This window comes from Streptomyces sp. NBC_00358 (assembly GCF_036099295.1).
In the GTDB taxonomy this organism is placed as follows: Bacteria; Actinomycetota; Actinomycetes; order Streptomycetales; family Streptomycetaceae; genus Streptomyces.
This window is the reverse complement of record NZ_CP107976.1, coordinates 4781401-4806232: the sequence shown is the minus strand read 5'-3', so window position 1 is coordinate 4806232 and position 24832 is coordinate 4781401. Positions and strand designations below refer to the sequence as shown.

The 24832-nt window shown below is 67.4% G+C and carries 20 protein-coding genes; 11 read left to right on the top strand and 9 right to left on the bottom strand.

Translation table 11 applies throughout. From position 1 onward, the window contains the following. Nucleotides 1-25: 25 nt before the first annotated feature. Nucleotides 26-2755, bottom strand: coding sequence for a transglycosylase domain-containing protein (locus tag OHT01_RS20280; RefSeq protein ID WP_328554554.1), 2730 nt, complete (start codon nucleotides 2753-2755; stop codon nucleotides 26-28). Between the two features lie 374 nt (nucleotides 2756-3129). Here OHT01_RS20280 and OHT01_RS20275 point away from each other — a divergent pair, with 374 nt between their 5' ends. The 3 genes from OHT01_RS20275 (at nucleotide 3130) to OHT01_RS20265 (ending at nucleotide 6280) form a co-directional block, all read left to right on the top strand. Beyond that, nucleotides 3130-3813, top strand: coding sequence for a PadR family transcriptional regulator (locus OHT01_RS20275; protein ID WP_328554553.1), 684 nt, complete (start codon nucleotides 3130-3132; stop codon nucleotides 3811-3813). 43 nt (nucleotides 3814-3856) lie between these two features. After that, nucleotides 3857-4939 (top strand): inositol-3-phosphate synthase, encoded by a 1083-nt coding sequence (locus OHT01_RS20270; protein ID WP_328554552.1) that lies wholly within the window; start codon nucleotides 3857-3859, stop codon nucleotides 4937-4939. A gap of 78 nt (nucleotides 4940-5017) precedes the next feature. After that, nucleotides 5018-6280, top strand: coding sequence for an MFS transporter (locus tag OHT01_RS20265; RefSeq protein ID WP_328554551.1), 1263 nt, complete (start codon nucleotides 5018-5020; stop codon nucleotides 6278-6280). 90 nt (nucleotides 6281-6370) lie between these two features. On the opposite strand, the gene OHT01_RS20260 is transcribed toward OHT01_RS20265, so the two are convergent. Then, nucleotides 6371-6583, bottom strand: coding sequence for a hypothetical protein (locus tag OHT01_RS20260; RefSeq protein WP_328554550.1), 213 nt, complete (start codon nucleotides 6581-6583; stop codon nucleotides 6371-6373). A gap of 15 nt (nucleotides 6584-6598) precedes the next feature. On the opposite strand from OHT01_RS20260, the gene OHT01_RS20255 reads away from it, so the two are divergent. Then, nucleotides 6599-6904 (top strand): LppU/SCO3897 family protein, encoded by a 306-nt coding sequence (locus OHT01_RS20255; RefSeq protein WP_328554549.1) that lies wholly within the window; start codon nucleotides 6599-6601, stop codon nucleotides 6902-6904. Nucleotides 6905-7006: 102 nt separating this feature from the next. Here OHT01_RS20255 and OHT01_RS20250 read toward each other — a convergent pair whose 3' ends face one another. Next, nucleotides 7007-8473 (bottom strand): CCA tRNA nucleotidyltransferase, encoded by a 1467-nt coding sequence (locus OHT01_RS20250; RefSeq protein ID WP_328554548.1) that lies wholly within the window; start codon nucleotides 8471-8473, stop codon nucleotides 7007-7009. Nucleotides 8474-8695: 222 nt separating this feature from the next. On the opposite strand from OHT01_RS20250, the gene OHT01_RS20245 reads away from it, so the two are divergent. The 7 genes from OHT01_RS20245 (at nucleotide 8696) to trxA (ending at nucleotide 18489) form a co-directional block, all read left to right on the top strand. Continuing rightward, a complete protein-coding gene (locus OHT01_RS20245; RefSeq protein ID WP_328554547.1) occupies nucleotides 8696-11116 on the top strand; it encodes a DUF6049 family protein in 2421 nt (806 codons plus the stop codon). A gap of 46 nt (nucleotides 11117-11162) precedes the next feature. Beyond that, on the top strand, nucleotides 11163-13397 hold the full coding sequence (murJ, locus tag OHT01_RS20240) for a murein biosynthesis integral membrane protein MurJ (protein ID WP_328554546.1): 2235 nt from the start codon (nucleotides 11163-11165) through the stop codon (nucleotides 13395-13397). Nucleotides 13398-13515: 118 nt separating this feature from the next. After that, nucleotides 13516-15231, top strand: coding sequence for a protein kinase family protein (locus OHT01_RS20235; RefSeq protein WP_328554545.1), 1716 nt, complete (start codon nucleotides 13516-13518; stop codon nucleotides 15229-15231). A 29-nt stretch (nucleotides 15232-15260) separates the two neighbouring features. After that, entirely contained in the window at nucleotides 15261-15992 is a 732-nt protein-coding gene (gene sigM / locus OHT01_RS20230; RefSeq protein WP_328554544.1) for an RNA polymerase sigma factor SigM, read from the top strand. Next, nucleotides 15989-16897, top strand: coding sequence for an anti-sigma factor family protein (locus OHT01_RS20225; protein ID WP_328554543.1), 909 nt, complete (start codon nucleotides 15989-15991; stop codon nucleotides 16895-16897). The genes sigM and OHT01_RS20225 overlap by 4 nt, the downstream gene beginning before the upstream one ends. Nucleotides 16898-17146: 249 nt before the next feature. After that, nucleotides 17147-18112, top strand: coding sequence for a thioredoxin-disulfide reductase (gene trxB / locus OHT01_RS20220; protein ID WP_328554542.1), 966 nt, complete (start codon nucleotides 17147-17149; stop codon nucleotides 18110-18112). Between the two features lie 44 nt (nucleotides 18113-18156). Continuing rightward, a complete protein-coding gene (gene trxA / locus OHT01_RS20215) occupies nucleotides 18157-18489 on the top strand; it encodes a thioredoxin (protein ID WP_328554541.1) in 333 nt (110 codons plus the stop codon). A gap of 126 nt (nucleotides 18490-18615) precedes the next feature. Here the strand turns inward: trxA and OHT01_RS20210 are convergent, their stop codons facing one another. The 6 genes from OHT01_RS20210 to yidC form a co-directional block, all read right to left on the bottom strand. After that, nucleotides 18616-19233 carry a GNAT family N-acetyltransferase gene (locus OHT01_RS20210; protein ID WP_328554540.1) on the bottom strand — a complete coding sequence of 206 codons (618 nt, stop codon included), beginning with the start codon at nucleotides 19231-19233 and terminating at the stop codon, nucleotides 18616-18618. A gap of 328 nt (nucleotides 19234-19561) precedes the next feature. After that, nucleotides 19562-20659, bottom strand: a complete 1098-nt coding sequence (locus OHT01_RS20205; protein WP_328554539.1) for a ParB/RepB/Spo0J family partition protein — start codon at nucleotides 20657-20659, stop codon at nucleotides 19562-19564. Further along, complete coding sequence (locus tag OHT01_RS20200) at nucleotides 20656-21729, bottom strand: AAA family ATPase (protein WP_328558182.1); 1074 nt, start codon at nucleotides 21727-21729, stop codon at nucleotides 20656-20658. Before OHT01_RS20200 ends, OHT01_RS20205 begins: the two co-directional genes overlap by 4 nt. Nucleotides 21730-22090: 361 nt before the next feature. Then, on the bottom strand, nucleotides 22091-22807 hold the full coding sequence (gene rsmG / locus OHT01_RS20195) for a 16S rRNA (guanine(527)-N(7))-methyltransferase RsmG (protein ID WP_328554538.1): 717 nt from the start codon (nucleotides 22805-22807) through the stop codon (nucleotides 22091-22093). 201 nt (nucleotides 22808-23008) lie between these two features. Next, nucleotides 23009-23518, bottom strand: coding sequence for a Jag family protein (locus tag OHT01_RS20190; RefSeq protein ID WP_261703727.1), 510 nt, complete (start codon nucleotides 23516-23518; stop codon nucleotides 23009-23011). A gap of 15 nt (nucleotides 23519-23533) precedes the next feature. Continuing rightward, nucleotides 23534-24829: a membrane protein insertase YidC gene (gene yidC / locus OHT01_RS20185; protein ID WP_328554537.1), complete on the bottom strand. Its 1296-nt coding sequence runs from the start codon at nucleotides 24827-24829 to the stop codon at nucleotides 23534-23536. Nucleotides 24830-24832 lie beyond the last annotated feature (3 nt).

Sequence of the window (24832 nt, the reverse complement as noted above, 5' to 3'; positions counted from 1 at the left end):
TCACGTGAAACACACACGGAGACGGCTACCCGTTGGAACCTCCGAAGAGGCCTCCGTTGCCGTTGCTGTTGCCTCTACTGGTCGAACTGCTGGTGCTTTCCGATGGTGAGGACGTCACCCCACCGTCGGTGCCACCCGTACTGGTACCGCCCGTATCGGTGCCACCAGTGTTGTTGCAGTTGAGGTCGAACCTCCTGCAGGTCTCGCTCGCCGAGGGCGAGGGAGACTCCAAGGTCTCGCTGGGGGTCGGCGTCGGCGTCGGGCTCGGCGAGTCGCTCACCGTGGCCGAGGGGGTCGGCGACGGGCTCGGAGTGTCGTTGAGAACCACACCGATGTCCACGGGGACCGGGAAGGCCTCCGGCTTGTCGTTCTCGAGCGCGACCTCCATGTAGTCCCGGAAGATCTGGGACGGGAACGATGCACCATGGATGGTCTTCTCGCCACCCGTGCCGTACATCGGCAGGAACTCGCGGTTCTTGTTGCTCTCGTTGTCGTCCAGGCGGTACATGCCGATCGCCGTGGCCAGTTGCGGGGTGTACCCGACGAACCAGGCGGACTTGTTGCCGTCCGTGGTACCGGTCTTGCCGGCCACCTCGCGGCCCTTGAGCTGGGCGTTGGTACCGGTGCCCTTCTCGACGACGGTCTTCAGGACGTCGGTCACGTTGTCGGCGACCTCCGGGGTGAACGCCTGGACGGTCTTCGCGACATGGTCGTGCTGGAAGACGTCGCCGTCCTTGTCGGTCACCTTCTCGACCGAGTACGGATCCCTCTGCTTACCGCTGGCCGCGAAGGTGGCGTATCCCCCGGCCATACGGATCGCGCTCGGGGAGGAGGTACCGAGAGAGAACGACGGGAACCTGGAACTGGCGAGGCTCGACTCCTTGATGCCGGCTCGCAGAACAGAATCCTTCACCTTGTCCAGGCCGACATCCATGCCCAGCTGGACATAAGCGGAGTTGACGGACTCGCGCATCGCCTCACGCAGGTCGATCTTGTACGAGGGCGGGTTGAGGGACTGATGGCCGTCGTTCTGCTGCAGCCACTCCTTGCCCTTGTCGTCCGTCCAGTCGTTCCCGTTGTAGTCCTTGATCTTGAGCCCGTTCTTGCCGCTGTACAGGCTCTTCGGCGACACGATGGTGCGTTCGTCCTGCGCCTGTTCCTCGCCACCCTTGGGATTCCTGGCACCCCAGGTCATGGCCGCCGCCAGTACGAAGGGCTTGAAGGTCGAACCCACCTGGGCGCCGGTCTGGTCGGCGTTGTCGGTGAAGTGCTTGGTCGCGTCCACGCCGCCGTAGATGGCCTCGATCGCGCCTGTGTCCGGGTTGACGGACGCCCCGCCGAACTGGACGTACTTGTCGTTGTTCGGGCGCAGCTTGGGCTTGATGTTGGCCTTCTGCACCTTCTTCACAGCGTTTTCGAGGGCCTTGACCTTGGCCTTGTCGAAGGTCGTGTGGATCTGAAGGCCGCCCTGCCGGAGCTTGGTCTCGGTGATCCCGGTCTTGCCACTGTTCGAGATCAGGTACGTGTTGGCCAGGTCGACCAGATAGCCGACCTGCCCGCTCAGCGCTGCGTTGGACCGCGGGGACTGGATCGTGGGGAACGTCTTGAACTCGTCCCGTCGCGCCGCGCTCAGACGGCCGTCCTTGACCTCCTGGTCGAGGATCCACTGCCAGCGGGCAACGGCACGCTTGCGGTTGAGCTGAGGCGTGGCGTTCACCGGGTCGATCGACTGGGCGCCCGCGGGGTCGTAGTACGTGGCGCCCTTGAGCACCGCCGCCAGGAAGGCGCACTGGCTCGGGTCCAGCTTCGTGGCGTCCTTGTTGAAGTAGGCATGTGCGGCGGCCTGGATGCCGTAGGCGTTGCGCCCGTAGTACGCGGAGTTCAGGTAGCCCGCCATGATCTGGTCCTTGGGCAGTTTGGCCCCGACCTTGATGGAGACGAACAGTTCCCTGAGCTTGCGGGAGATCGTCTGCGACTGGTCCTGAAGCATGGCGTTCTTCACGTACTGCTGGGTGATGGTGGAGCCACCCTGCGTCTGCCCGCCCTTGGCCATGTTCACGAAGGCGCGGGCGATACCCATGGGGTCGACGCCGCTGTCGGTCTCGAACGTCTTGTTCTCGGCCGACATGACCGCCCACCGCATCTCCTTGGGGATCTGCGCGTAGCTGATGATCTGGCGGTTGGCCTCACCACCGGTGGCGACCATCTCGCTGCCGTCGGCGTAGTAGTAGACGTTGTTCTGCGCCTTGGCGGTCTTGCCGATGTCCGGGATGCCCACCAGGGCGTACGCGACGCCCGCGGCCGCGACCATGCTGCCGCAGAAGCCGATGAACAGGCCCGTCACGAGCTTCCAGGACGGCACCCAGCGAGCGGCGCCGTACTTGCCCGAGCGCGGGTAGTCGATGATGCGTTTCTTGGCAGGCTCGGGAGCGCGGCCTCGGCCGCGTCCGGGCCCGCCGGGGCCGGGCGGACCACCGCGTCGGCCGCCCCCTCCTCCGGGACCGCCTGGTCCCGCGCCGTCGGCGGCTCTGCGCCGGCCTCCGCCGTTTCCTCGCTGTGTGGCCCGGCGTGCCTCGGCACGGCTGCCGAACGGGCTCTCTCCACCCCCCGAGTCATAGGAATCGGAAGGAGACCCGGTGGCGTCTCGCGGTGCCTCGCGGCGGCCTGCGGTCGCGCCCGGCTGTGGTTGGCCGCGCCGGGCCGCGGCACGTCCGCCGCCCTGCGGCTGCGACGGTTTGCGACGGTGCTCGCTCATCGAACGACTACTCCTCGGGCAGGCGCACCTTTGCGCGCCTGGAAACGGCGGCTGGTTTCCGGTCCCCCCGAAGTACGGATGCGGTCGATCGTGCATTCACCCGTACTGCACCAAAGACGTTGACGTTCTCTTACGTCACTCGGTTCCCGGTGGTGTCCATGCCGCACAGACTACGCACCGTCAAAACCCACCTAGCGCCGAAGGTCACCCCAAATCAGGCAACTTGCTTCGTATGAATCGGTGATGTGACGCCGTTCACTCTGCTCCCGCTTGTCGCATCTCCATCGCCGTTCTATCGTGCTGATGTATCGAGTCGATACATCAGCACGGCATAAAGACCGTGCCGACGAGGCAGCGACAGGGAGGAGGCGACGATGAGCCGGCGTTCCGGGATCCTCGAGTTCGCCGTACTCGGCCTGCTCCGCGAGTCCCCGATGCACGGCTATGAGCTGCGCAAACGACTCAATACGTCACTGGGTGTGTTCCGTGCCTTCAGCTACGGAACGCTCTACCCCTGCCTCAAGACGCTGGTCGCCAACGGCTGGTTGATCGAGGAATCAGGATCCACACCCGAAGACGCCCTGACGGCAACGCTCGCAGGACGTCGCGCCAAGATCGTCTATCGATTGACGGCGGAAGGTAAGGATCACTTCGAGGAACTTCTCGCGCAGACGGGTCCCGACGCGTACGAGGACGAGCACTTCGCCGCTCGCTTCGCGTTCTTCGGACAGACGTCACGCGACGTACGCATGCGCGTACTGGAGGGCCGCCGCAGCCGTCTGGAGGAGCGCCTCGAGAAGATGCGCGCCTCGCTGGCGCGCACCCGGGAGCGCCTCGACGACTACACGCTTGAGCTCCAGCGCCACGGAATGGAGTCCGTGGAGCGCGAAGTGCGCTGGCTGAACGAGCTCATCGAGAGCGAGCGGGCCGGACGGGACGTCAAGCGTCTCGCCACCGAAGGCTCAGCTCAACAGGACATCACATCTGGAGAGACGGGCGGCCTGCCCCGGCACCGGGACAGCACCCGGCCGGATCCGTCCGACGACACCGCCACGTGAAGCCCATTCGGGGTTTCACCGATACACACAGGGAGCAACCGGAATGGGTTCGGTTCGCGTAGCCATCGTCGGCGTGGGCAACTGCGCCGCCTCGCTGGTTCAGGGCGTCGAGTACTACAAGGACGCCGATCCGGCGGCCAAGGTACCCGGCCTGATGCACGTCCAGTTCGGCGAGTACCACGTCGGTGACGTCGAGTTCGTCGCCGCGTTCGACGTCGACGCGAAGAAGGTCGGCCTCGACCTCTCCGACGCCATCGGTGCCAGCGAGAACAACACCATCAAGATCTGCGACGTCCCGAGCAAGGGCGTCACGGTCCAGCGCGGTCACACCCTGGACGGTCTCGGTAAGTACTACCGCATGACCATCGAGGAGTCCGCCGAGGCGCCGGTCGACGTGGTCCAGGTCCTGAAGGACAAGCAGGTCGACGTCCTCATCTGCTACCTGCCCGTCGGTTCCGAGGCCGCGGCGAAGTTCTACGCCCAGTGCGCCATCGACGCCAAGGTCGCCTTCGTCAACGCCCTCCCGGTCTTCATCGCCGGCACCAAGGAGTGGGCGGACAAGTTCACCGAGGCGGGCGTCCCGATCGTCGGCGACGACATCAAGTCGCAGGTCGGCGCGACCATCACGCACCGCGTGATGGCGAAGCTGTTCGAGGACCGCGGTGTCCGTCTTGAGCGCACCATGCAGCTCAACGTCGGCGGCAACATGGACTTCAAGAACATGCTGGAGCGCGACCGCCTCGAGTCCAAGAAGATCTCGAAGACGCAGGCCGTCACCTCGCAGATCCCCGACCGCGACATGGGCGAGAAGAACGTCCACATCGGTCCCTCGGACTACGTGGCCTGGCTCGACGACCGCAAGTGGGCGTACGTCCGCCTCGAGGGTCGCGCCTTCGGCGACGTCCCGCTGAACCTGGAGTACAAGCTCGAGGTCTGGGACTCCCCGAACTCGGCCGGCGTCATCATCGACGCGCTGCGCGCCGCGAAGATCGCCAAGGACCGCGGTATCGGCGGCCCGATCCTCTCCGCGTCGAGCTACTTCATGAAGTCCCCGCCGGTCCAGTACTTCGACGACGAGGCCTTCGCCAACGTCGAGAAGTTCATCAAGGGCGAGGTCGAGCGCTAAAGCACGGTTTCGTGCTCGCTGTCGAGGGTCCCCGGGCTTACCGCCCGGGGACCCTCCTCGTATGTGAGGCTGTGCTCCATGGCTGTCGTGCGTGACCTGCGCGTCCTCCTGCGCTTCCAGGGATTCAGACGCCTGCTCGGTGTACGACTGCTGTCCCAGGGCGCTGACGGCGTCTATCAGATCGCCTTGGCCACCTACGTGGTCTTCTCACCGGAGAAGCAGACCTCGGCGGCCTCGATCGCCTCCGCGATGGCGGTACTGCTGCTCCCGTACTCCCTCATCGGCCCCTTCGCGGGGGTCCTGCTGGACCGTTGGCGGCGTCGGCAGGTCCTTCTGTACGGCAATCTGCTGCGCACGGCTTTGGCATCCGTGACGGCGGTCCTGGTGCTGGGCCATGTACCCGACTGGCTCTTCTACGTCTCCGCGCTCAGTGTCACCGCGGTCAACCGCTTCGTTCTGGCAGGGCTGTCGGCCGCGCTGCCCCGGGTCGTCGACCCGGACCGTCTGGTGCTTGCCAACTCGCTTTCACCGACCGCCGGCACGCTCGCGGCGACCATGGGCGGAGCCCTCGCGTTCGCCGTGCGGCTGGTCGGGGCGGACTCCGACGCGGTGGTGGTCCTCGTAGGAGCGGCGCTGTATCTGTGCGCGGCTCTCGCGTCCCTGCGCATGGCCCCGGGACTCCTCGGACCCGAGCAGGAGTTGATCCAGCCTCACCTGGTCGCCGCCCTCGCCGGCACCGCGCGTGGCCTTGCCGGGGGCGTACGTCATCTCGCGGAGCGTCCGCGGCGGGAGGCGGCCTGGGCTCTGATGACGATGACACTGATGCGCTTCTGCTACGGCGCCCTGACGGTCATGGTGCTGATGCTCTGCCGCTATGCGTGGGCGTCGGACTCCGACGACGGCCTGGCGCTCCTGGGGCTGGCTGTCGGAGCCTCGGGCGCCGGCTTCTTCGTCGCGGCCGTGGTGACGCCCTGGGCAGCCGGGCGGCTGGGCCCGGGCCGCTGGATCGCCGTCTGCGCCGGTGCCGCCGCGGTCCTCGTGCCCGCCCTCTGTCTCTCGTTCAGCCCCGCACCCACCCTGGTCGCAGCGTTCATGCTGGGCGTGACGACACAGGGCGCGAAGATCGCCACAGACACGGTCGTGCAGTCCTCGGTCGATGACGGTTTCCGCGGCCGGATCTTCTCCGTCTACGACGTCCTGTTCAACGTCGCCTTCGTCGGAGCGGCGGCAATGGCCGCTCTCATGCTGCCCTCTGACGGACGGTCGGTTTCCCTCGTCGTGACGGTGGCGGCGGTCTACGCGTCCATTGCGGTCGCTATGGCCCGCTTTGAACTTCAGTAAGTGTCACATCAGTGCCACAGAGCCACTTCAGGCCACAGCGTTGTCACAGGAGCCCGATAACTTACGTGCGTCTTATTTCGTGTCACGCGCTTACGTTCCAGGGGGAATCCAGTGACAACTCCACCGCCCCAGGGTCAGAACCCGTTCGCTCAGGGCCAGCCGCCCTACGGCCAGCCGCCTCAAGGTCAGGTCCCGTACGGCCAGCAGCCGCCGCAGGGATATCCGCAGGCATATCCGCAGCAGCCGGGTCAGCCCGGGTTTCCGCAGCAGCCAGCCGCCGGGTTCGCCCCGGTCCCGCCGCAACGCCCGAAGCGTGGTGTGAAACAGTACCTGCGCATCGGCATCGTGGTCTGTGCCGTCATAGCCGCCGGCGTGGGCTACCTCGCGAGCCGGCACGACCCGGACACCGCCAAGGTCGGCGACTGCATGAGCATCAGCAACCCGGACAACGCCACGGACCCAGGCCTGAAGGTCGTGGACTGCGGGAGCTCCAAGGCGAAGTTCAAGGTTGCGCAGAAGAAGAGTGACAGCTCTGGCTGCGACCGCAGCAAGTACGCCGAGTACACCGAGACGGGCGGCAGCAGCGACTTCACACTCTGCCTTTCGGAGATCGCCGCCAAGTAGAACTTGACTCAGTCGGGAAGGGGCGGTGTTTCACGTGAAACACCGCCCCTTCCCGACTCCCGGCGTCATGTTTCACGTGAAACATGACGCCCTCTCCAACCCTCAGCCCTGTTCGGCCCACCACTCCTTGAGCGACGCCACCGCGGCGTCGTGCTCCATCGGGCCGTTCTCCAGGCGCAGCTCCAGCAGGAACTTGTACGCCTGACCGATCGCCGGCCCGGGGCCGATGCCCAGGATCTCCATGATCTCGTTGCCGTCGAGGTCGGGACGGATCGCGTCGAGCTCTTCCTGGTCCTTGAGCTGGGCGATGCGGTCCTCCAGCCCGTCGTAGGCCCGGGAGAGCGCGGCCGCCCGGCGCTTGTTGCGCGTGGTGCAGTCGGAACGGGTCAGCTTGTGGAGCCGGTCGAGGAGCGGGCCCGCGTCACGGACGTAACGGCGGACCGCGGAGTCCGTCCACTCTCCGGTGCCGTACCCGTGGAAGCGCAGATGCAGTTCGACCAGACGTGAGACATCCTTCACGAGGTCGTTCGAGTATTTGAGCGCTGCCATCCGCTTCTTGGTCATCTTGGCGCCCACCATCTCGTGGTGGTGGAACGAGACCCGCCCGTCCTGCTCGAAGCGGCGCGTACGCGGCTTGCCGATGTCGTGAAGCAGGGCGGCGAGCCTGAGAACCAGATCGGGCCCGTCCTGCTCCAACGCCATCGCCTGTTCCAGAACGATCAGCGTGTGCTCGTAGACGTCCTTGTGCCGGTGGTGCTCGTCACTCTCCAGCCGCAGCGCCGGGAGCTCGGGCAGCACGTGGTCCGCGAGCCCGGTGTCAACGAGCAGTGTCAGGCCCTTGCGCGGGTGGGCGGACCGGATCAGCTTGTTCAGTTCGTCCCGTACCCGCTCCGCCGAAACGATGTCGATACGTCCGGCCATGTCCGTCATGGCGGCCACGACCTCGGGCGCCACCTCGAAGTCGAGCTGCGCGGCGAACCGTGCGGCGCGCATCATCCGCAGCGGATCGTCGGAGAAGGACGCCTCCGGGGTACCCGGAGTACGCAGCACACGTGCGGACAGGTCGTCCAGACCGCCGTAGGGGTCGATGAACTCCTTCTCCGGCAGTGCGACGGCCATCGCGTTCACCGTGAAGTCGCGACGCACGAGGTCTTCCTCGATGGAGTCGCCGTAGGACACCTCCGGCTTGCGTGAGGTCCGGTCGTACGCCTCGGAGCGGTACGTCGTGATCTCGATCTGGAACGACTGCTCCACATCGCCCACGCGGGCATCCTTCTGCGCCCCCACCGTGCCGAAGGCGATCCCCACCTCCCACAACGCGTCCGCCCAGGGACGGACGATCTTCAGCACGTCCTCGGGTCGGGCGTCCGTCGTGAAGTCCAGGTCATTGCCGAGCCGGCCGAGGAGCGCGTCCCGGACCGAGCCGCCGACCAGAGCGAGCGAGAACCCGGCCTCCTGGAATCGGCGGGCGAGCTCGTCGGCGACAGGGGACACCCGCAGCAGTTCACTCACCGCGCGGCGCTGCACCTGACTCAGGGCGCTGGAATTGTCTTCATTGGCGTTCGGCACAACAGAAAAGGGTACGTGGCCGAGGCCACCGGGAGCGCCTGGATAAATCCCCGCACCCTGCCTCACATCTTTTCGCGGGCAGAATACGCGCACATACAGGGCAGTCGGCCCCTCATCCGATCTTGCGGACCACTCCGCGGCACTTACTCTCAGCGCACATCGTTACCATGCGTGGACGCACATTCCGACGACCACTGACGACGACGAGGGACGGGCGAGCGCGTGGCCGAGGCGGCAGACTTCCAAGGGACCAGTCCCTCACCTGCCCGTCGGTGGCTCCGGCGCAGCGGCGCACTGCTGGCCGGGGCGCCGCTGCTGGCCGGGCTGCTCCAGCTGCCCTTGAGCACGCCCTCTCAGGCCGCTGAGAAGGCCTCTGTGGCCGATGCCACCGGTTCGTCCGGCCCGATCGACGTCAGCCTCGACTCGCTCAACCCCAGCACCCCCACCGACGGCGACACGATCACGGTCTCGGGTTCGGTCACCAACACGGGCAAGCAGGCGGTCACGGATGGCCACGTGGGCATCCGCGTGGGGCCGTCCCTGAACACCCGCTCCGCCATCGACACCGTCGCGAAGCGCACCAGCTTCCAGCCGGGCCTCGACCCGCTGGAAGTCGGGGGCAAGTACGTCGCGAAGGTCTCCAAGCTGGGGGCGGGCAGCTCTCAGCACTTCAGCATCTCGGTGCCCGTCAAGGACCTCGACCTCGGCTCCGACGGGGTCTACCAGCTCGGCGTATCGCTCACGGGCCGGACGACCGCACAGCCGTGGGACCAGGTACTCGGCATCGAGCGGACGTTCCTGCCCTGGCAGCCCTCAGGGGCGGACACGAGGACGAAGACGACGTACCTCTGGCCGCTCATCTCCACCGTCCACCTCACGGCGGAGACCGGTTCGGACGCGCAGCAGACGCCGGTCTTCAAGAACGACGATCTGGCCAAGGAGATCTCTCCGGGCGGGCGGCTGGACCAGCTCCTGTCGCTCGGCAGCCAGCTCGAGGTCACCTGGGTGCTCGACCCGGACCTGCTGGCCTCCGTCGACGCGATGCGGGGCGGCTACCGGATTCAGCAGGAGGACGGCACGACCGTCGAGGGGAGGAACCAGGCGGTGGCCAACGCCTGGCTCGACAAGCTGGAGAAGACGGTCAGGGACCAGGACGTCGTCGCGCTCCCCTTCGCCGACCCCGACCTCGCGTCGCTGGCCCACCGCGGCAAGGACGTCACCGGCTCCCTGAGTCACCTCAAGGACGCCACCGCTGTGGCGGCCGACACCGTGGAGACGATCGTCCACGTGAAACCGAGCACGGAGTTCGCCTGGCCGGCGGACGGCGCGGTGGACCCGTCGATCGTGAAGGTGGCCACGTCGGCCGGAGCCGACAAGGTGATCGCCCGCAGCGACAGCCTGCGCGAGACGGGTGGCCTGTCGTACACGCCCAGCGCCGCACGCCCCATCGGCGGCGGAACGACGGCGGTGGTCGCGGACGAGCGGCTGTCGACCGCGTTCCAGGGCGACATGCTGAAGGCGGACGCCTCCACGCTCGCCGTCCAGAAGTTCCTCGCGCAGAGCCTGATGATCAACCTGCAGGAGCCGAAGGACGCGCGCAGTATCGTCGTCGCCCCGCAGCGCATGCCCACCGCCAGCCAGGCGCAGTCGATGGCCGAGGCGCTGCGGACGCTTCAGCAGGGGAACTGGTCGGAGTCGCAGGGGCTGACCGACGCCGCCAAGGCCAAGCCCGACCCCGGCGCCACCACGAAGGTGCCCCCCGCCTCCTCGTACCCCTCGGCCCTGCGCAACCGGGAGCTGCCGCGTGCTGCCTTCGAGCGGATCCAGGAGACACAGGCCAAGCTCGACAAATTCCGGATGATCCTGACCGACGAGTCCCGTGTGGTCACCCCCTTCGGCCTGGCCATAGACCGGGGGATGTCGGCGTCCTGGCGCGGTCGTCCCACGGAGGCCGCGGCCTTCCGCCAGGGTGTGGAGACGTACCTCGACGGGCTCATGGGCCTGGTCCACCTCATCAAGAAGTCGGACGCGAAGCTCTCCGGGCGCAGCGCCACGATCCCCGTGACCGTCCAGAACAACCTCGTGCAGGGCGTCGGCCATCTGGTGCTGCGCCTCACGTCGCAGCAACCCACCCGCCTCAAGATCCGCAACGGCCCGTACGACGAGCAGCCGATCCAGGTCGCCGGCGAGCACAGTCAGTCGGTGAAGTTCACGACCTCCACCAAGGCCAACGGCCCGGTGCAGGTCGTCGCCCAGCTGTACACGGAGGACGGGCAGCCGTACGGAGACCCGGTTCCCTTCGAGGTGAAGGTCACCGAGATCACCTCTACCGTGATGCTCGTCATCGGCGGAGGTGTCCTGCTTCTCGTGCTCGCCGGTTTCCGGATGTACACGCAGCGTAAGCGTGCGGCCGCCCGGCAGGCCGAGGAGGATGCTGAAACCAGCCCTGAGGCAGGGGGCGAGAGCAAGGACACGGACGGCACCGTGGACACTGACACCACCGAACACTCCGAGGCCGGTCCCGAACAGGCTTCTGACTCGGAGTCGGGGGCGGACGGCCCGGAGCACCCGAGTGACCCAACACCGGACACCGCACCGGAAAGCGCCGACCCGTCCGGCACGGGTGAGAGAGTGGACCGTTGAGCGATGTCGTGGCCGGTGGGCCCGGGGACGATGAGGTGGGGTAACCATGAACGCGCCGTACGACGGTGACCGCGGCCAGGGCGCGGGATCCTCGGGCTACCCCGAGGACTACCCGGACCAGGACGCGGGCCGCTCCGGCTACCCCGAGGGCACACCGGGGGCCGCTCAGATGCCGCCGGGGTCTCCCGCGGACATGTACCTCCAGGACGCCTACGACCAGGACCCCTACCGGGCACAGGACCTCTCGGCCCAGGACCCGGTGGCGGAGGCGCTCTACGACCGTGCCGCGCACCCGCCGCCGACGCCCGGAACGTACGCCCCCCAGCAGCCGCTCTACGCCCAGCCTCCCGCGTCGCAGTACGCCCCCGATCCCCGGGTGTGGGCCCAGACGCCCCCGCCGGAGCCGGCCGGGCCGACGCGCCACCTGCCGTACGGGGACGACGCCCGGACCACTCAGTACGTGGGGGTGGACGACCTGGTCACCCAGGCCGGCGAGGAGCAGGATCAACCCGACGCCTTCGCCCACCTCTTCCGCGATCAGCAGCAGGGCGGGGTCCGGCATGCCTATGCGTCCCCCGCGGTCCCGGCACCGGCGCCCGAGCCGGCTCCGGCCGCCGCTCAGCCTCCCGCCGCCGCTCCGGCGAAGTCCGGCGGTCGCGCCTCCGGCTTGCTGAAGTCCAGCGCCGTCATGGCGGCGGGCACGCTGGTATCCCGTCTCACCGGCTTCGTGCGCACCATGATCATCACGGCCGCTCTGGGAGCGGCGACGCTCGGTGACGCCTGGACCGTCGCGTACACCCTGCCGACGATGATCTACATCCTGACCGTCGGCGGCGGACTCAACTCGGTCTTCGTGCCCCAGCTCGTACGGTCCATGAAGGAGGACGAGGACGGCGGTGAGGCGTACGCCAACCGCCTGCTGACCCTCGTCATGGTCGCCCTCGGCGTGATCGTCACCGGCGCGGTGTTCATCGCGCCGCTGCTGATCCAGCTGATGTCGGACTCCATCGCGAGCAACCCGGCGTCCAACAACGTGGCTGTCTCCTTCGCCCGGTACTGCCTGCCCACGATCTTCTTCATGGGCGTGCACGTGGTCATGGGCCAGATCCTCAACGCCCGCGGGAAGTTCGGCGCGATGATGTGGACTCCGGTCCTGAACAACATCGTCATGATCTTCACGTTCGGCATGTTCCTCTGGGTCTACGGCACCGCCCGGCACTCCGGCATGACGGTGAACAACATCCCGCCGGACGGCATCCGCCTGCTGGGCATCGGCACCCTGCTCGGCCTGGTCGTACAGGCCACGGCGATGGTTCCGTATCTGCGCGAGGCCGGGTTCCGGTTCCGTCCGCGGTTCGACTGGAGGGGCCACGGCCTCGGCAAGGCCGTCAAGCTCGCCAAGTGGACCGTGCTCTTCGTTCTCGCCAACCAGGCGGGCGTCCTCGTCGTCACCCAGCTGGCCACGGCGGCCGGCAAGGCCTCGGGCAAGAGCGGTGCGGGGATTCTGGCCTACGCCAACGCCCAGTTGATCTGGGGCATGCCGCAGGCGATCATCACGGTCTCCGTCATGGCGGCCATGCTTCCGCGGATCTCGCGAGCGGCCCACGACGGTGATCCGGGAGCCGTCCGCGACGACATCTCGCAGGGGCTGCGGACGTCCGCGGTGGCGATCGTCCCCGTCGCCTTCATGTTCGTCGCCCTGGGCATCCCCATGTGCACCCTGCTCTTCGGCTCCAGCGGCATCGAGGCCGCGCAGTCCCAGGGCTACGTCCTGATGGCCTTCGCGCTCGGCCTGATCCCGTTCTCGGTGCAGTACGTGGTCCTGCGTGGCTTCTACGCCTACGAGGACACCCGCACCCCCTTCTACAACACGGTCATCGTGGCTGCCGTCAACGCGGCCGCGTCGGCCGTCTGTTACATGGTGCTGCCCGCGCAGTGGGCGGTCGTCGGCATGGCCGGCGCGTACGGGCTGGCGTACGCCGTGGGCGTCGGAGTGGCCTGGCAGCGACTGCGCCGGCGGCTGGGCGGCGACCTGGACGGCGCCCGCGTGCTGCGCACGTACGCGCGTCTCTGCCTGGCCTCCATCCCTGGCGCCGTGGTGGGCGGGGCCGTAGGCTTCGCGATCACCCAGGTTCTCGGGCACGGTGCGATCGGTTCGATCGCCGCGCTCGTCGCCGGATCGATCGCCCTGCTCGGTGTCTTCTACGTCGCCGCGCGCAAGATGCGCATCGAAGAGCTCAATTCAATGGTCGGAATGGTCCGCGGGCGCCTGGGGCGCTGAGTCGGGGGTAAGCGCACAACCATCGTCCGTCGCCGTGTGTCGTGCATAGCGCCGGACTGTGGGCACAATTGGTTTCTGCGTCGGACAGCGCGCAATGGATGGGGAGGCAGGGACGACGGTGGCGGAACGGAGCACGGCTGCCGTCGACGTGGCAGACAACAGCGGTGACAAGCCGCTGACCGCCAAGGCGGACCAGACCACGTCCGACGGGGTGGCCCAGAACTGGGAGCAGGAAACGGACAGCCAAGAGGCACAGGGGAGTGGCGGGACCGAGAGTCCCGAAAAGGCCTCACCGCCCGAACTGCACAGTGGCCACAAACTCGCCAGGCGCTACCGCCTCGAAGAGTGCGTCACCCGTCTGGACGGTTTCAGCAGTTGGCGCGCGATGGACGAGAAACTCCGCCGTGCCGTCGGTGTGCACCTGCTGCCCGCGGATCATCCGCGGGCCCGCTCGGTGCTGGCGGCCGCCCGTTCCTCCGCCCTGCTGGGCGATCCCCGGTTCGTCCAGGTCCTGGACGCGGTCGAGGAGAACGATCTCGTCTACGTGGTGCACGAGTGGCTGCCGGACGCCACGGAGCTCACCGCGCTCCTCGCCTCGGCTCCCCTTGAGGTGCACGAGGCCTACCAGATGGTCAGCCAGGTCTCCCAGGCCATGGCCGCCGCGCATCGCGAGGGTCTCGCACATCTGAAGCTGACTCCGGGCGCCGTGCTCCGCACGTCGTCGGGACAGTGGCGCATCCGCGGCCTCGCTGTGAACGCGGCGCTGCGCGGCATCAGTTCGGACACCCCGCAGCGCTCCGACACCGAGGCGATCGGCGCACTTCTGTACGCCTCCCTCACCCAGCGCTGGCCGTACGAGAACGATGCCTACGGCCTGTCAGGGCTCCCCAAGGGTGTGGGCCTCATCGCACCCGACCAGGTGCGCGCCGGTGTCCACCGGGGCCTGTCGGAGCTCGCCATGCGCGCGCTGGCCAACGACGGTGCGACCGCCTCCCGTCATGAGTCCCCGTGCACCACGCCGGAGGAGCTCGTGAAGGCGATCAGCGAGATGCCCCGCATCCGCCCGCCGGAGCCCGCTTTCACCGCGCCGCCCGAGTACCAGCGCACGACGTACCAGCAGGGCACGTACGGCCGCCAGTCACCGCATCCCGGTGTAACCCAGCCCGTACCGACCCCGCCGCCCCCGCTGCAGAGCCGCACCGGCACCGCCTTGAAGTGGGCCGTCTCGGCTCTGCTCATCGCCGCGCTGGGCCTGGGCAGCTGGCAGTTGGCAGACGCGCTGATGGACCGCAGCAAGCCCGACGACACCAAGAAGACCCAGACGACGGACGGCAACGAGAAGAGCGGCGACCAGACCAAGCCGGTCAAGCCGATCGCCATCAAGGCCGCGCAGGAGTACTACCCGGACGGCAAGGCCCAGCACCCGTCGGACGTGGGGCTCACCTACGACGGCGACAGCACCACGTACTGGCGGACCTACTCCTTCAACGGCGGCCCCAAACTGGCGCCGTTCAAGCAGGGTGTGGGGATCGTCTACGACCTCGGATCCGCACAGAGCCTGTCGGTGGCCTCCATAGGGCTCAACTACGGCGGCAACTACACAGCGGTGTCGTTGTACGCCGCGGACTCCATGTCGTCGTCGGCACCCATCAGCTCCATGGGGAAGATCGCGGACGCCAGGACCTCCGGCACGCAGTTGAAGATCTCCGCGGACAAGGCAGTGAAGACTCGCTACGTGCTGGTGTGGATCACCGCGGCCCCCTACTCGGGCACGGACCAGTACAGCGGTGCCGGCTTCAAGCAGGCCATCACGGATGTGAAGTTCACCGGCTGACGCTCGTCGACGGAGGGAAGGGGGGTCCGATGGCCGATGAAGCCGCTCACGGCGAAGCAAGCGATCAGGACCTCCTGGCCCGTCACGTCGAGGGCGATCCTGACGCCTTCGGTGAGCTTGTACGGCGCCATCGCGACCGCCTGTGGGCGGTGGCCCTGCGGACGCTGGGAGACCGCGAGGAGGCCGCTGACGCGGTCCAGGACGCGCTCGTCTCCGCCTACCGGGCCGCCCACACCTTCCGGGGCCAGTCGGCCGTCACGACCTGGCTGCACCGCATCACGGTGAACGCCTGCCTGGACCGGGCCCGTAAGACGGCTTCCAGAAGGACGTCCCCCGTCGATGACACCCAGCGCCTGGAACAGCTCCTCGAACCGCACGAGTCCGCCTCCGCGCCGGCCGAACGCAATGACCTCCACCGCGAACTCATCGGCGCGCTGGGCACCCTCCCGGCCGACCAGCGCGCCGCCCTCGTCCTGGTGGACATGCAGGGCTACCCCGTGGCCGAGGCCGCCCGCATCCTCGATGTGCCGACCGGCACGGTGAAGAGCCGCTGCGCACGCGGCAGAGCCAGACTGCTTCCTCTGCTCGCCCACCTCCGTACGGAGAGCCCGGGTGGCGACGGGACCAGGAAGTCGGGCCGCGGACGGAACCGGACGCAGGGGACATCCGTCCCACCCGCAGCGGGACCTCACGAGCCGGAGCCCCGCGAGGCAGGGCCAGGCGATTCAGCTGCTGTGAAGGGCGGAGGTGGGCGAGCGTGACATCCACGACGGACAAGGCAGGGCACCCGGACGTCGCGGAAATCGCCGACCTGACCGAAGGACTGCTCTCACCTACCCGCACCGAGGACGTACGGCAGCACCTCGACGGGTGCGCGCTCTGCGCCGACGTGTACGACTCCCTGGAGGAGATCCACGGGCTGTTGGGCAGCCTGCCGAGTCCCCCGCGCATGCCCGACGATGTGGCCGGACGCATCGATGCCGCCCTCGCCGCGGAAGCCCTGCTGAGTGCCACAGCTCCCGATGAGGCCTCCGACACGGACGACGGCCGGATTCTTGTTTCACGTGAAACATCGACCGTTGGCCGCCCGTCCGGACATCCTCATGCGGCCACCGGACCCGGGCGCCCTCATCGTCCGCGCCGCGGACGCCGCAGGACAGTCCTTCTCACCACAGCCTTCGCGGCAGCCGTCCTGGGTCTGAGCGCGATCCTCGTGCAGTCGTTGGGCGGCGACGACTCCGGCAAGAGCTCCCAGTCGGCGACCCAACAGGAGTCGGGAGCACCGAACGCCTTCTCCGAGAAGACCCTGAAGAACGAGGTCTCCGGCCTTCTCACGAAGAACGAGAAATCGGGTGACGGCTCCGCCAGTGCGAAGCCCTGGGGTGCCGAGTCCCAGAACACCGGAACGGACTCGGGCGGGATCAAGACCTTGATCACCCCCACACCTGCCGTTCCCCAGTGCGTCGAGCAGGGGACCGGAGACCCCGGAGTCCTCCTCGCCGCCAAGAAGGGCTCGTACAAGGGGACCGGCGCCTATCTGCTCGTGGTGTCCGACGTCTCCGACAAGACGAAGGTCACCGCCTACATCGTCGACGGCTCCTGCGAAAAGCAGGCTTCCCCGTCCCCCGGCAAGTTGCTGCTGACACGGTCGTACCCACGATCCTGAACACCGCGGCTTCGGGTTCCCGGACGTCTTGGGCGAAGCCTTCCGCAGCGTCCCGGTCGCGCTCTCTGACGCTTCGACGCTCGGCGACGTGCTGCCCAAGTGCCGCTTGGCCTCTCCGTCCGGTGTCCGGTCTCCGTGTGCCCTGACACAACGGGAATTGAAGCCCCTTAGGATCCGTTGGGTGGGGTGAGAGTACTGAGAGAGGCTCCCACCGGTACGTAGCAGTCTCCAGAGACGAGGAATCAAGCCGTGAGCGACGTCCGTAACGTGATCATCATCGGGTCTGGGCCCGCCGGCTACACGGCGGCGCTCTACACCGCGCGCGCGTCGCTGAAGCCGCTGGTCTTCGAAGGCGCAGTCACCGCAGGCGGTGCGCTGATGAACACCACCGAGGTGGAGAACTTCCCCGGCTTCCAGGACGGCGTCATGGGCCCCGAGCTCATGGACAACATGCGCGCTCAGGCCGAGCGCTTCGGTGCCGAGCTGGTCCCGGACGACGTCGTCGCCGTCGATCTGACGGGCGAGATCAAGACCGTCACCGACACGGCCGGCACGGTGCACCGCGCCAAGGCCGTGATCGTCACCACGGGCTCCCAGCACCGCAAGCTCGGTCTGCCCAACGAGGACACGCTCTCCGGGCGTGGCGTCTCCTGGTGCGCGACCTGTGACGGCTTCTTCTTCAAGGACCATGACATCGCCGTGATCGGTGGTGGCGACACCGCGATGGAGGAGGCCACCTTCCTCTCGCGTTTCGCCACGTCGGTGACCATCGTCCACCGCCGGGACAGCCTTCGCGCCTCCAAGGCGATGCAGGAGCGTGCCTTCGCCGACCCGAAGATCAAGTTCGTGTGGGACAGCGAGGTCGCCGAGATCAAGGGCGACCCGAAGCTGGCAGGTCTGACGTTGCGCAACCTCAAGACCGGCGAGACCTCGGAGCTGCCGGTGACCGGTCTGTTCATCGCGATCGGCCACGACCCGCGCACCGAGCTCTTCAAGGGTCAGCTCGACCTGGACGGCGAGGGGTACCTGAAGGTCGCCGCGCCGTCCACCCGTACGAACCTGACCGGTGTCTTCGGCGCCGGTGACGTCGTCGACCACACGTACCGCCAGGCGATCACCGCGGCCGGCACGGGCTGCTCCGCCGCCCTCGACGCCGAGCGCTACCTCGCCGCCCTCGCGGACAGCGAGACCGCCGCCGCGGCCGCAACCGTCTGATCCCCCCGTTCGCCCCACCGCACCAACAAGTTAAGGAGCCCGCCGTGGCCGGCACCCTCAAGAACGTGACCGACGACTCCTTCGAGCAGGACGTCCTCAAGAGCGACAAGCCCGTACTGGTGGACTTCTGGGCCGCCTGGTGCGGTCCGTGCCGCCAGATCGCCCCGTCGCTCGAGGCCATCGCCGCCGAGCATGGCGACAAGATCGAGATCGTCAAGCTCAACATCGACGAGAACCCGGCGACGGCCGCCAAGTACGGCGTCATGTCGATCCCGACCCTGAACGTCTACCAGGGTGGCGAGGTCGCCAAGACCATCGTCGGTGCGAAGCCGAAGGCCGCGATCGTGCGCGACCTTGAGGAGTTCATCGCCGAGTAGTCGGTGACTGCCGCGCCTGCGGCGCGTGTTTCACGTGAAACACGAATGGGCCAGCCCCTTGGGGCTGGCCCATTCGCTTTGTCGGAGGGAGTTCCGGTCTGGGTTCAGACCGCCATCAGCCGCCCGTCACAGAGGGCGAAGCGCGGGCTCCTTCTGTACAGCCCCGAGAAGGCGGTCCAGTGCCAGCTCCACGTCTTCCTTCCAGGAGAGCGTCGTCCGCAGCTCAAGCCTCAGCCGCGGGTACCTGGGGTGAGGACGTACGGTCTTGAAGCCCACCGCGACCAGATGGTCGGCCGGGAGCATGCAGGCGGGTTCCTTCCACCGGGCATCCCCGAAAGCCTCGATCGCCTTGAATCCCCGGCGCAGCAGATCCTTGGCAACTGTCTGGACCATCACCCGGCCCAGTCCCTGCCCCTGATAGTCCGGCATGATGAACGAGGTCATGAGCTGAACCGCGTCCGGTGCCACGGGGCTCGTGGGGAACGCGGTGGAACGAGGGACGTACGCCGGCGGGGCATAAAGCACGAAGCCCACCGGTACGTCGTCGACGTAGGCAACCCGGCCGCAGGATCCCCAGTCCAGCAGAACCGAGGAGATCCACGCTTCCTTCTCCAGCGCGGGCTTCCCCGCCTTTACCGCGGCTTCACCGCTGACGGGGTCCAGTTCCCAGAAGACGCACGCACGACAGCGCTGGGGAAGGTCCGGAAGGTTGTCCAGCGTGAGCGGTACGAGCCGACGCCCCATGAAGGCTGTTCCTCGCTTCCTTCGCCCGCGGCGTCACGGGCGGCTGTCAGATGGCTCCGTTCCCTGAGCAGGCTGCCCACGAATCCGCCGACCGCTCCCAGGCCCAGGCCCGCGGTCACCAGTCCCGTACGGCTCACGGTGTGCATGGCCCCGCCTCCCCGATGAAGGTGCTGCCAGGTGGATGCGCCATACCCCCATCGCATCGTATCGACGATGCGATTCCATCGATACCGACAGAAAGCAAAGAGCGGGCCGTGTTCCGGTACACACCGGACACGGCCCGCTTTGCTGGTGGACCGACAGGACATCGATCCGCCAGGAAGACGAATCAGTCTTCCGCGTCGTCGGCGTCGTCGTCGTCCAGAAGGCTCTTCTGAAGGACCGGTCCCTCTCCAGGGGCGAGGGAGCCGAGGATGCGCTCAAGGTCCTCCATCGAAGCGAACTCGACAGTGATCTTGCCCTTCTTCTGCCCGAGGTCGACCTTCACACGCGTCTCGAAGCGGTCCGAGAGACGCGTCGCCAGATCACTCAGCGCGGGAGAGATGCGACCGCCGGCCCGCGGTCCCCTGGAGCGCTGAGCCGTCTGCGGACGGGACCCCATGAGGGTGACGATCTCCTCCACGGCTCGCACCGAGAGCCCCTCCGCGACGATGCGGTGGGCCAGGCGGTCCTGCTCCTCCGAGTCGTCGACGGCGAGGAGTGCCCGAGCGTGCCCGGCGGAGAGAACCCCGGCGGCGACACGGCGCTGAACGGACGGCGAGAGCTTCAGCAGACGCAGAGTGTTGGAGACCTGCGGACGCGACCGCCCGATACGGTCCGCCAGCTGGTCGTGCGTGCAGTTGAAGTCCTTGAGCAGCTGGTCGTAGGCGGCCGCCTCTTCCAGCGGGTTCAGCTGGGCCCGGTGCAGGTTCTCCAAGAGCGCGTCCAGGAGGAGCTTCTCGTCCTCCGTGGCCCGCACGATCGCGGGAATGGCCTCAAGTCCCGCCTCACGGCAGGCCCGGAAACGGCGCTCCCCCATGATGAGCTCGTAGCGCGCCGGGCCCACCTGTCGCACGACGACGGGCTGGAGGAGCCCGACCTCTTTGATCGAGGTGACGAGCTCGCCCAGAGCGTCCTCGTCAAAGACCTCACGCGGCTGGCGAGGGTTCGGCGTGATGAACTCAAGAGGCAGCTCGGCGAAGTGAGCACCGACAGGCGCCTGAAGCGTCTCCTGCCCCTCGTTCGACGACAGCTCCTCTGTTTCATGTGAAACAGGCGGCAGCGTTGTCACCTTTGCCGCCGCCACCCCGCGCTCCGCTGTGAGTACGGGTCCGGCGCCCAGCGATGAGGATGCCCCACTCGCCGAGACACCTGGACGCTCACCTGTCGGAGCCGCGGGGATCAGTGCGCCAAGGCCCCGCCCCAGACCCCGTCGTCGCTCGCTCACTGGATCCCCTCCACCATGTTCTGATCGTTCTGTCCGCCCACATGGGCATGTTGCGCGTCGTACGCCATTCCGACTCCCCGAAGGGCGATCTCGCGCGCGGCCTCAAGATACGAGAGAGCACCGCTCGAACCCGGATCGTAGGTCAGAACCGTCTGCCCATAGCTCGGAGCCTCCGAAATTCGGACCGAACGCGGGATGCTCGTCCGCAGCACCTCCTCGCCGAAGTGGCTGCGCACCTCCTCGGCGACCTGGGACGCGAGACGTGTCCGGCCGTCGTACATGGTGAGCAGAATCGTCGAGACGTGGAGGTCGGGGTTGAGGTGTCCTCGTACCAGGTCGACGTTGCGCAGGAGCTGTCCCAGGCCTTCCAGCGCGTAGTACTCGCACTGGATGGGGATGAGGACTTCCGCGCCGGCGACCAGCGCGTTGACGGTCAGCAGACCGAGCGACGGAGGGCAGTCGATGAGGATGTAGTCCAGCGGCTGCTCGTACGCCAGGATCGCCCGCTCAAGTCGGCTCTCACGGGCCACCAGCGACACCAGCTCGATCTCCGCACCGGCGAGATCGATCGTGGCGGGGGCACAGAAGAGACCCTCGACATCAGGGACCGGCTGGACGACCTCGGAGAGTGGCTTGCTGTCGATCAGCACGTCATAGATCGACGGAACCTCGGCGTGGTGGTCGATGCCCAGCGCGGTGGAGGCATTGCCCTGAGGGTCGAGGTCGATCACCAGGACCCGGCTACCGTGCAGGGCCAAGGAGGCGGCAAGGTTGACCGTGGTCGTGGTCTTACCCACCCCACCCTTCTGGTTGGCGACCACCATGACTCGGGTCTGCTCGGGCCGTGGCAGGCCCTCACCGGCGCGACCTAGCGCCTCCACAGCCAGCTGGGCAGCACGACCAATGGGAGTGTCGTCCATTGGGGGCGGTGTTTCACGTGAAACATCGTCCCCCAGCGACTCGGTACGGGGACCGGGGACCGGATCGGTCATCGGTCCCGCGATGTTGGCGTCGGACCGCAAGGATTCACTCTCCTCGACTTCAGGCTCGCAATGAACAGAGCCTCCCATGCCATCGGGGTCGTGAACCAGCGAGGCCCGTTGTTCTGTGGAGAAATCCACCTCTGTGGACAACCCCGCACCCTTTCCGAGTGAACCGAGAGGCCTCCGGTCGCGAGGTTCGGCCGCAGCGCGGCCGCGACTGATGATGCCGTGCAACAGTGAGCGACGTTTCACGTGAAACACGATGCCCAGCCACCGGAGCCATCGCGGCGCGACACTCCGATACATACTGGTTTGTCAGTATTCGCCGAGTTCAGCTCGCCGACTGGCCGGCCCGTCGGAAGTGACAAACAACTCCCGGCCCTGAACAGCGAAACTCCCGGTCCCATCACACGGGAACCGGGAGTAACGATGCTCACATCGACCTGGATCAGCGGCGGCGGCGCGTCCGCCCCGTCCTGGCGGCCTTGGCTCGCTTCGCCGCGAAGCGCACACCGCCGGGGCTCTCGCCCACCTCGACCCGCACCACGGTGGACAACGGGTCCACGACGCCCTCACCGACATGCAGGATGGACGTCTCGACGGCACCGAGCTTGCTCAGGGCCGTCGCAGAGGCCTTCAGCTCCTCCTCGGCGGTATCGCCCTTGAGAGCCAGCATCTCGCCGTACGGGCGCAGCAGCGGGATGCCCCAGGCCGCCAGCCGGTCGAGCGGAGCGACGGCTCTGGCGGTCACCACGTGAACCGGCTGCAGCGTCCCCATGACCTCCTCGGCCCGGCCGCGCACGACGGTCACATGGTCGAGGCCGAGCAGCTCCACGACCTCGGTGAGGAAGGTGGTCCGGCGCAGCAGGGGTTCGAGCAGGGTGATCTTGAGGTCCTCCCGGACGAGCGCCAGCGGAATACCGGGCAGTCCCGCACCGGAGCCGACGTCGCACACGGTCACCCCATCGGGTACGACCTCAGAGAGCACCGCGCAGTTCAGCAGGTGCCGCTCCCACAGCCGGGGTACCTCACGGGGGCCGATCAGCCCACGCTGCACTCCCGCCTCGGCCAGCAGTTCCGCGTACCGGACCGCGTCCGCGAAGCGATCACCGAATACCTCGCGCGCCTGCTCGGGCGCGGGGGGAAGCTCCGCTGCCTCCGTCACGGGGGACCGTCCTTCCGTACCGCATAAGCGCACTGGGCGCTGATCACCAGGACTATCAGGGACCAACAGCTGTCGAGGACCGAAGGTTCGGGAACCGCGGCCAGTGATCGGCGTCGGGGACCACAGCTGTGGGGACTATCAGGCTGACAAAGTTCGGCCCCGCCTGCGCAACAGACGGGGCCGAAGGAACGTACGTACCGATCAGGCGGGGAGCACGACGACGAAGCGCTGCGGCTCCTCGCCCTCGGACTCGCTGCGCAGGCCCGCGGCCTTGACCGCGTCGTGCACCACCTTGCGCTCGAACGGTGTCATCGGGTCCATCTTCACGGGCTCACCGGAGCTCTTGACCTCGGCCGCGGCCTTGGCACCCAGCTCGGAAAGTTCCTCGCGCTTCTTGGCGCGGAACCCCGCGATGTCCAGCATCAGCCGGCTGCGGTCCCCGGTCTCCCGGTGCACGGCCAGGCGCGTGAGCTCCTGGAGCGCCTCCAGCACCTCGCCGTCCCGGCCGACCAGCTTGTGCAGGTCGCGGCCGCCCGAGTCGCTGATGATCGAGACAGCGGCGCGGTCGGCCTCGACGTCCATGTCGATGTCGCCGTCGAGATCGGCGATGTCGAGCAGACCCTCGAGGTAGTCCGCCGCGATCTCGCCTTCCTGCTCCAGGCGGGTCAGGGTGTCGCCCTCAGCGGCGGCGGAGGTGGTGCCTTCCGTCACGGGATGGACTCCTTCTTACTTCTTGGACGGGGACTTGGGCCGCTGCGGGCCCTTGCGCTGTCCGGACTGGGCCTTGCTGCGGGTACCGGTGCCGGGCTTGTTACCGCTTCCAGAGGCCGGCTTTGCGGCGGAGGGCTCGGTGTCCTGTGGCTCGTCGGACTTGCTCAGCGAGGTCTTCGGCTCCGACTCGTCCACCGGTGCGACGGCGGACGCCGCGCCCGACTGGCGCTGCGACTTGGACTGCCGCTTCGGCTGCTGACGCTTGGGAGCGGCGGCCGCGGTGGTCGTGGTGCCGTCCTCGGACTCGATGACCGTCGCGTTCTCGCCCGTCACCACCAGGCCGTCGGGCTGGGCCACCAGGCCCGCCTTGGTGAGGCCGTTGATGAACTTGCGCTCGAACTCGTTGCGGTCGCGGCCCTTGGCCACGATGGCCTTGACGATGGCCTTCTCACTGCGGCGGCGCGTCTTGCCGTGGCTCGTGACGTGCTTCTGCAGGCGCTCCAGGTACGCGGCCTGGGCCTTCGAACCGGGGGTCGGGTTGTTGCGGATCACGTACATCTGCTGGCCCATGGTCCACACGTTGGTGGTCAGCCAGTAGATGAGGACACCGACGGGGAACCGGATGCCGAAGAAGGCGAACATCACCGGGAACACGTACATCAGCATCTTCTGCTGCTGCATGAAGGGCGTCTTCACCGTGGTGTCGACGTTCTTCGTCATCAGCTGACGCTGGGTGTAGAACTGCGAGCCCGACATCATCACGATCATGATCGCGGTGACGACACGGACATCGGTCAGCGTGGCACCGAGCTGGGCGACCGTCTCGGCGCTGTCGGTGAACTTCGCCGCGAGCGGGGCACCGAAGATGTGGGCCTTACGGGCGCTCGCGAGCAGCTGATCGTCGAGAACGCCGATCGTCTTGCCCGTCGCGATGCCGTTGAGCACGTGATACAGGGCGAAGAAGAACGGCGACTGGGCCAGGATGGGAAGGCACGAGGAGAGCGGGTTGGTACCCGTGTCCTTGTACAGCTTCATCATCTCTTCGGACTGGCGCTGCTTGTCGTTCTTGTAGCGCTCCTGGATCTTCTTCATCTCGGGCTGCAGCGTCTGCATCGCCCGGGTGGCCTTGATCTGCTTCACGAAGAGCGGGATCAGGCAGATACGGATCAGAACCACCAGGGACACGATGGACAAGCCCCAGGCCCAGCCGGTGTCGGGGCCGAAGATCTTCCCGTACACGGCGTGGAACTGGACGATGACCCAGGAAACAGGTGTCGTGATGAAGCTGAAAAGACTGGCAATCGTGTCCACTAA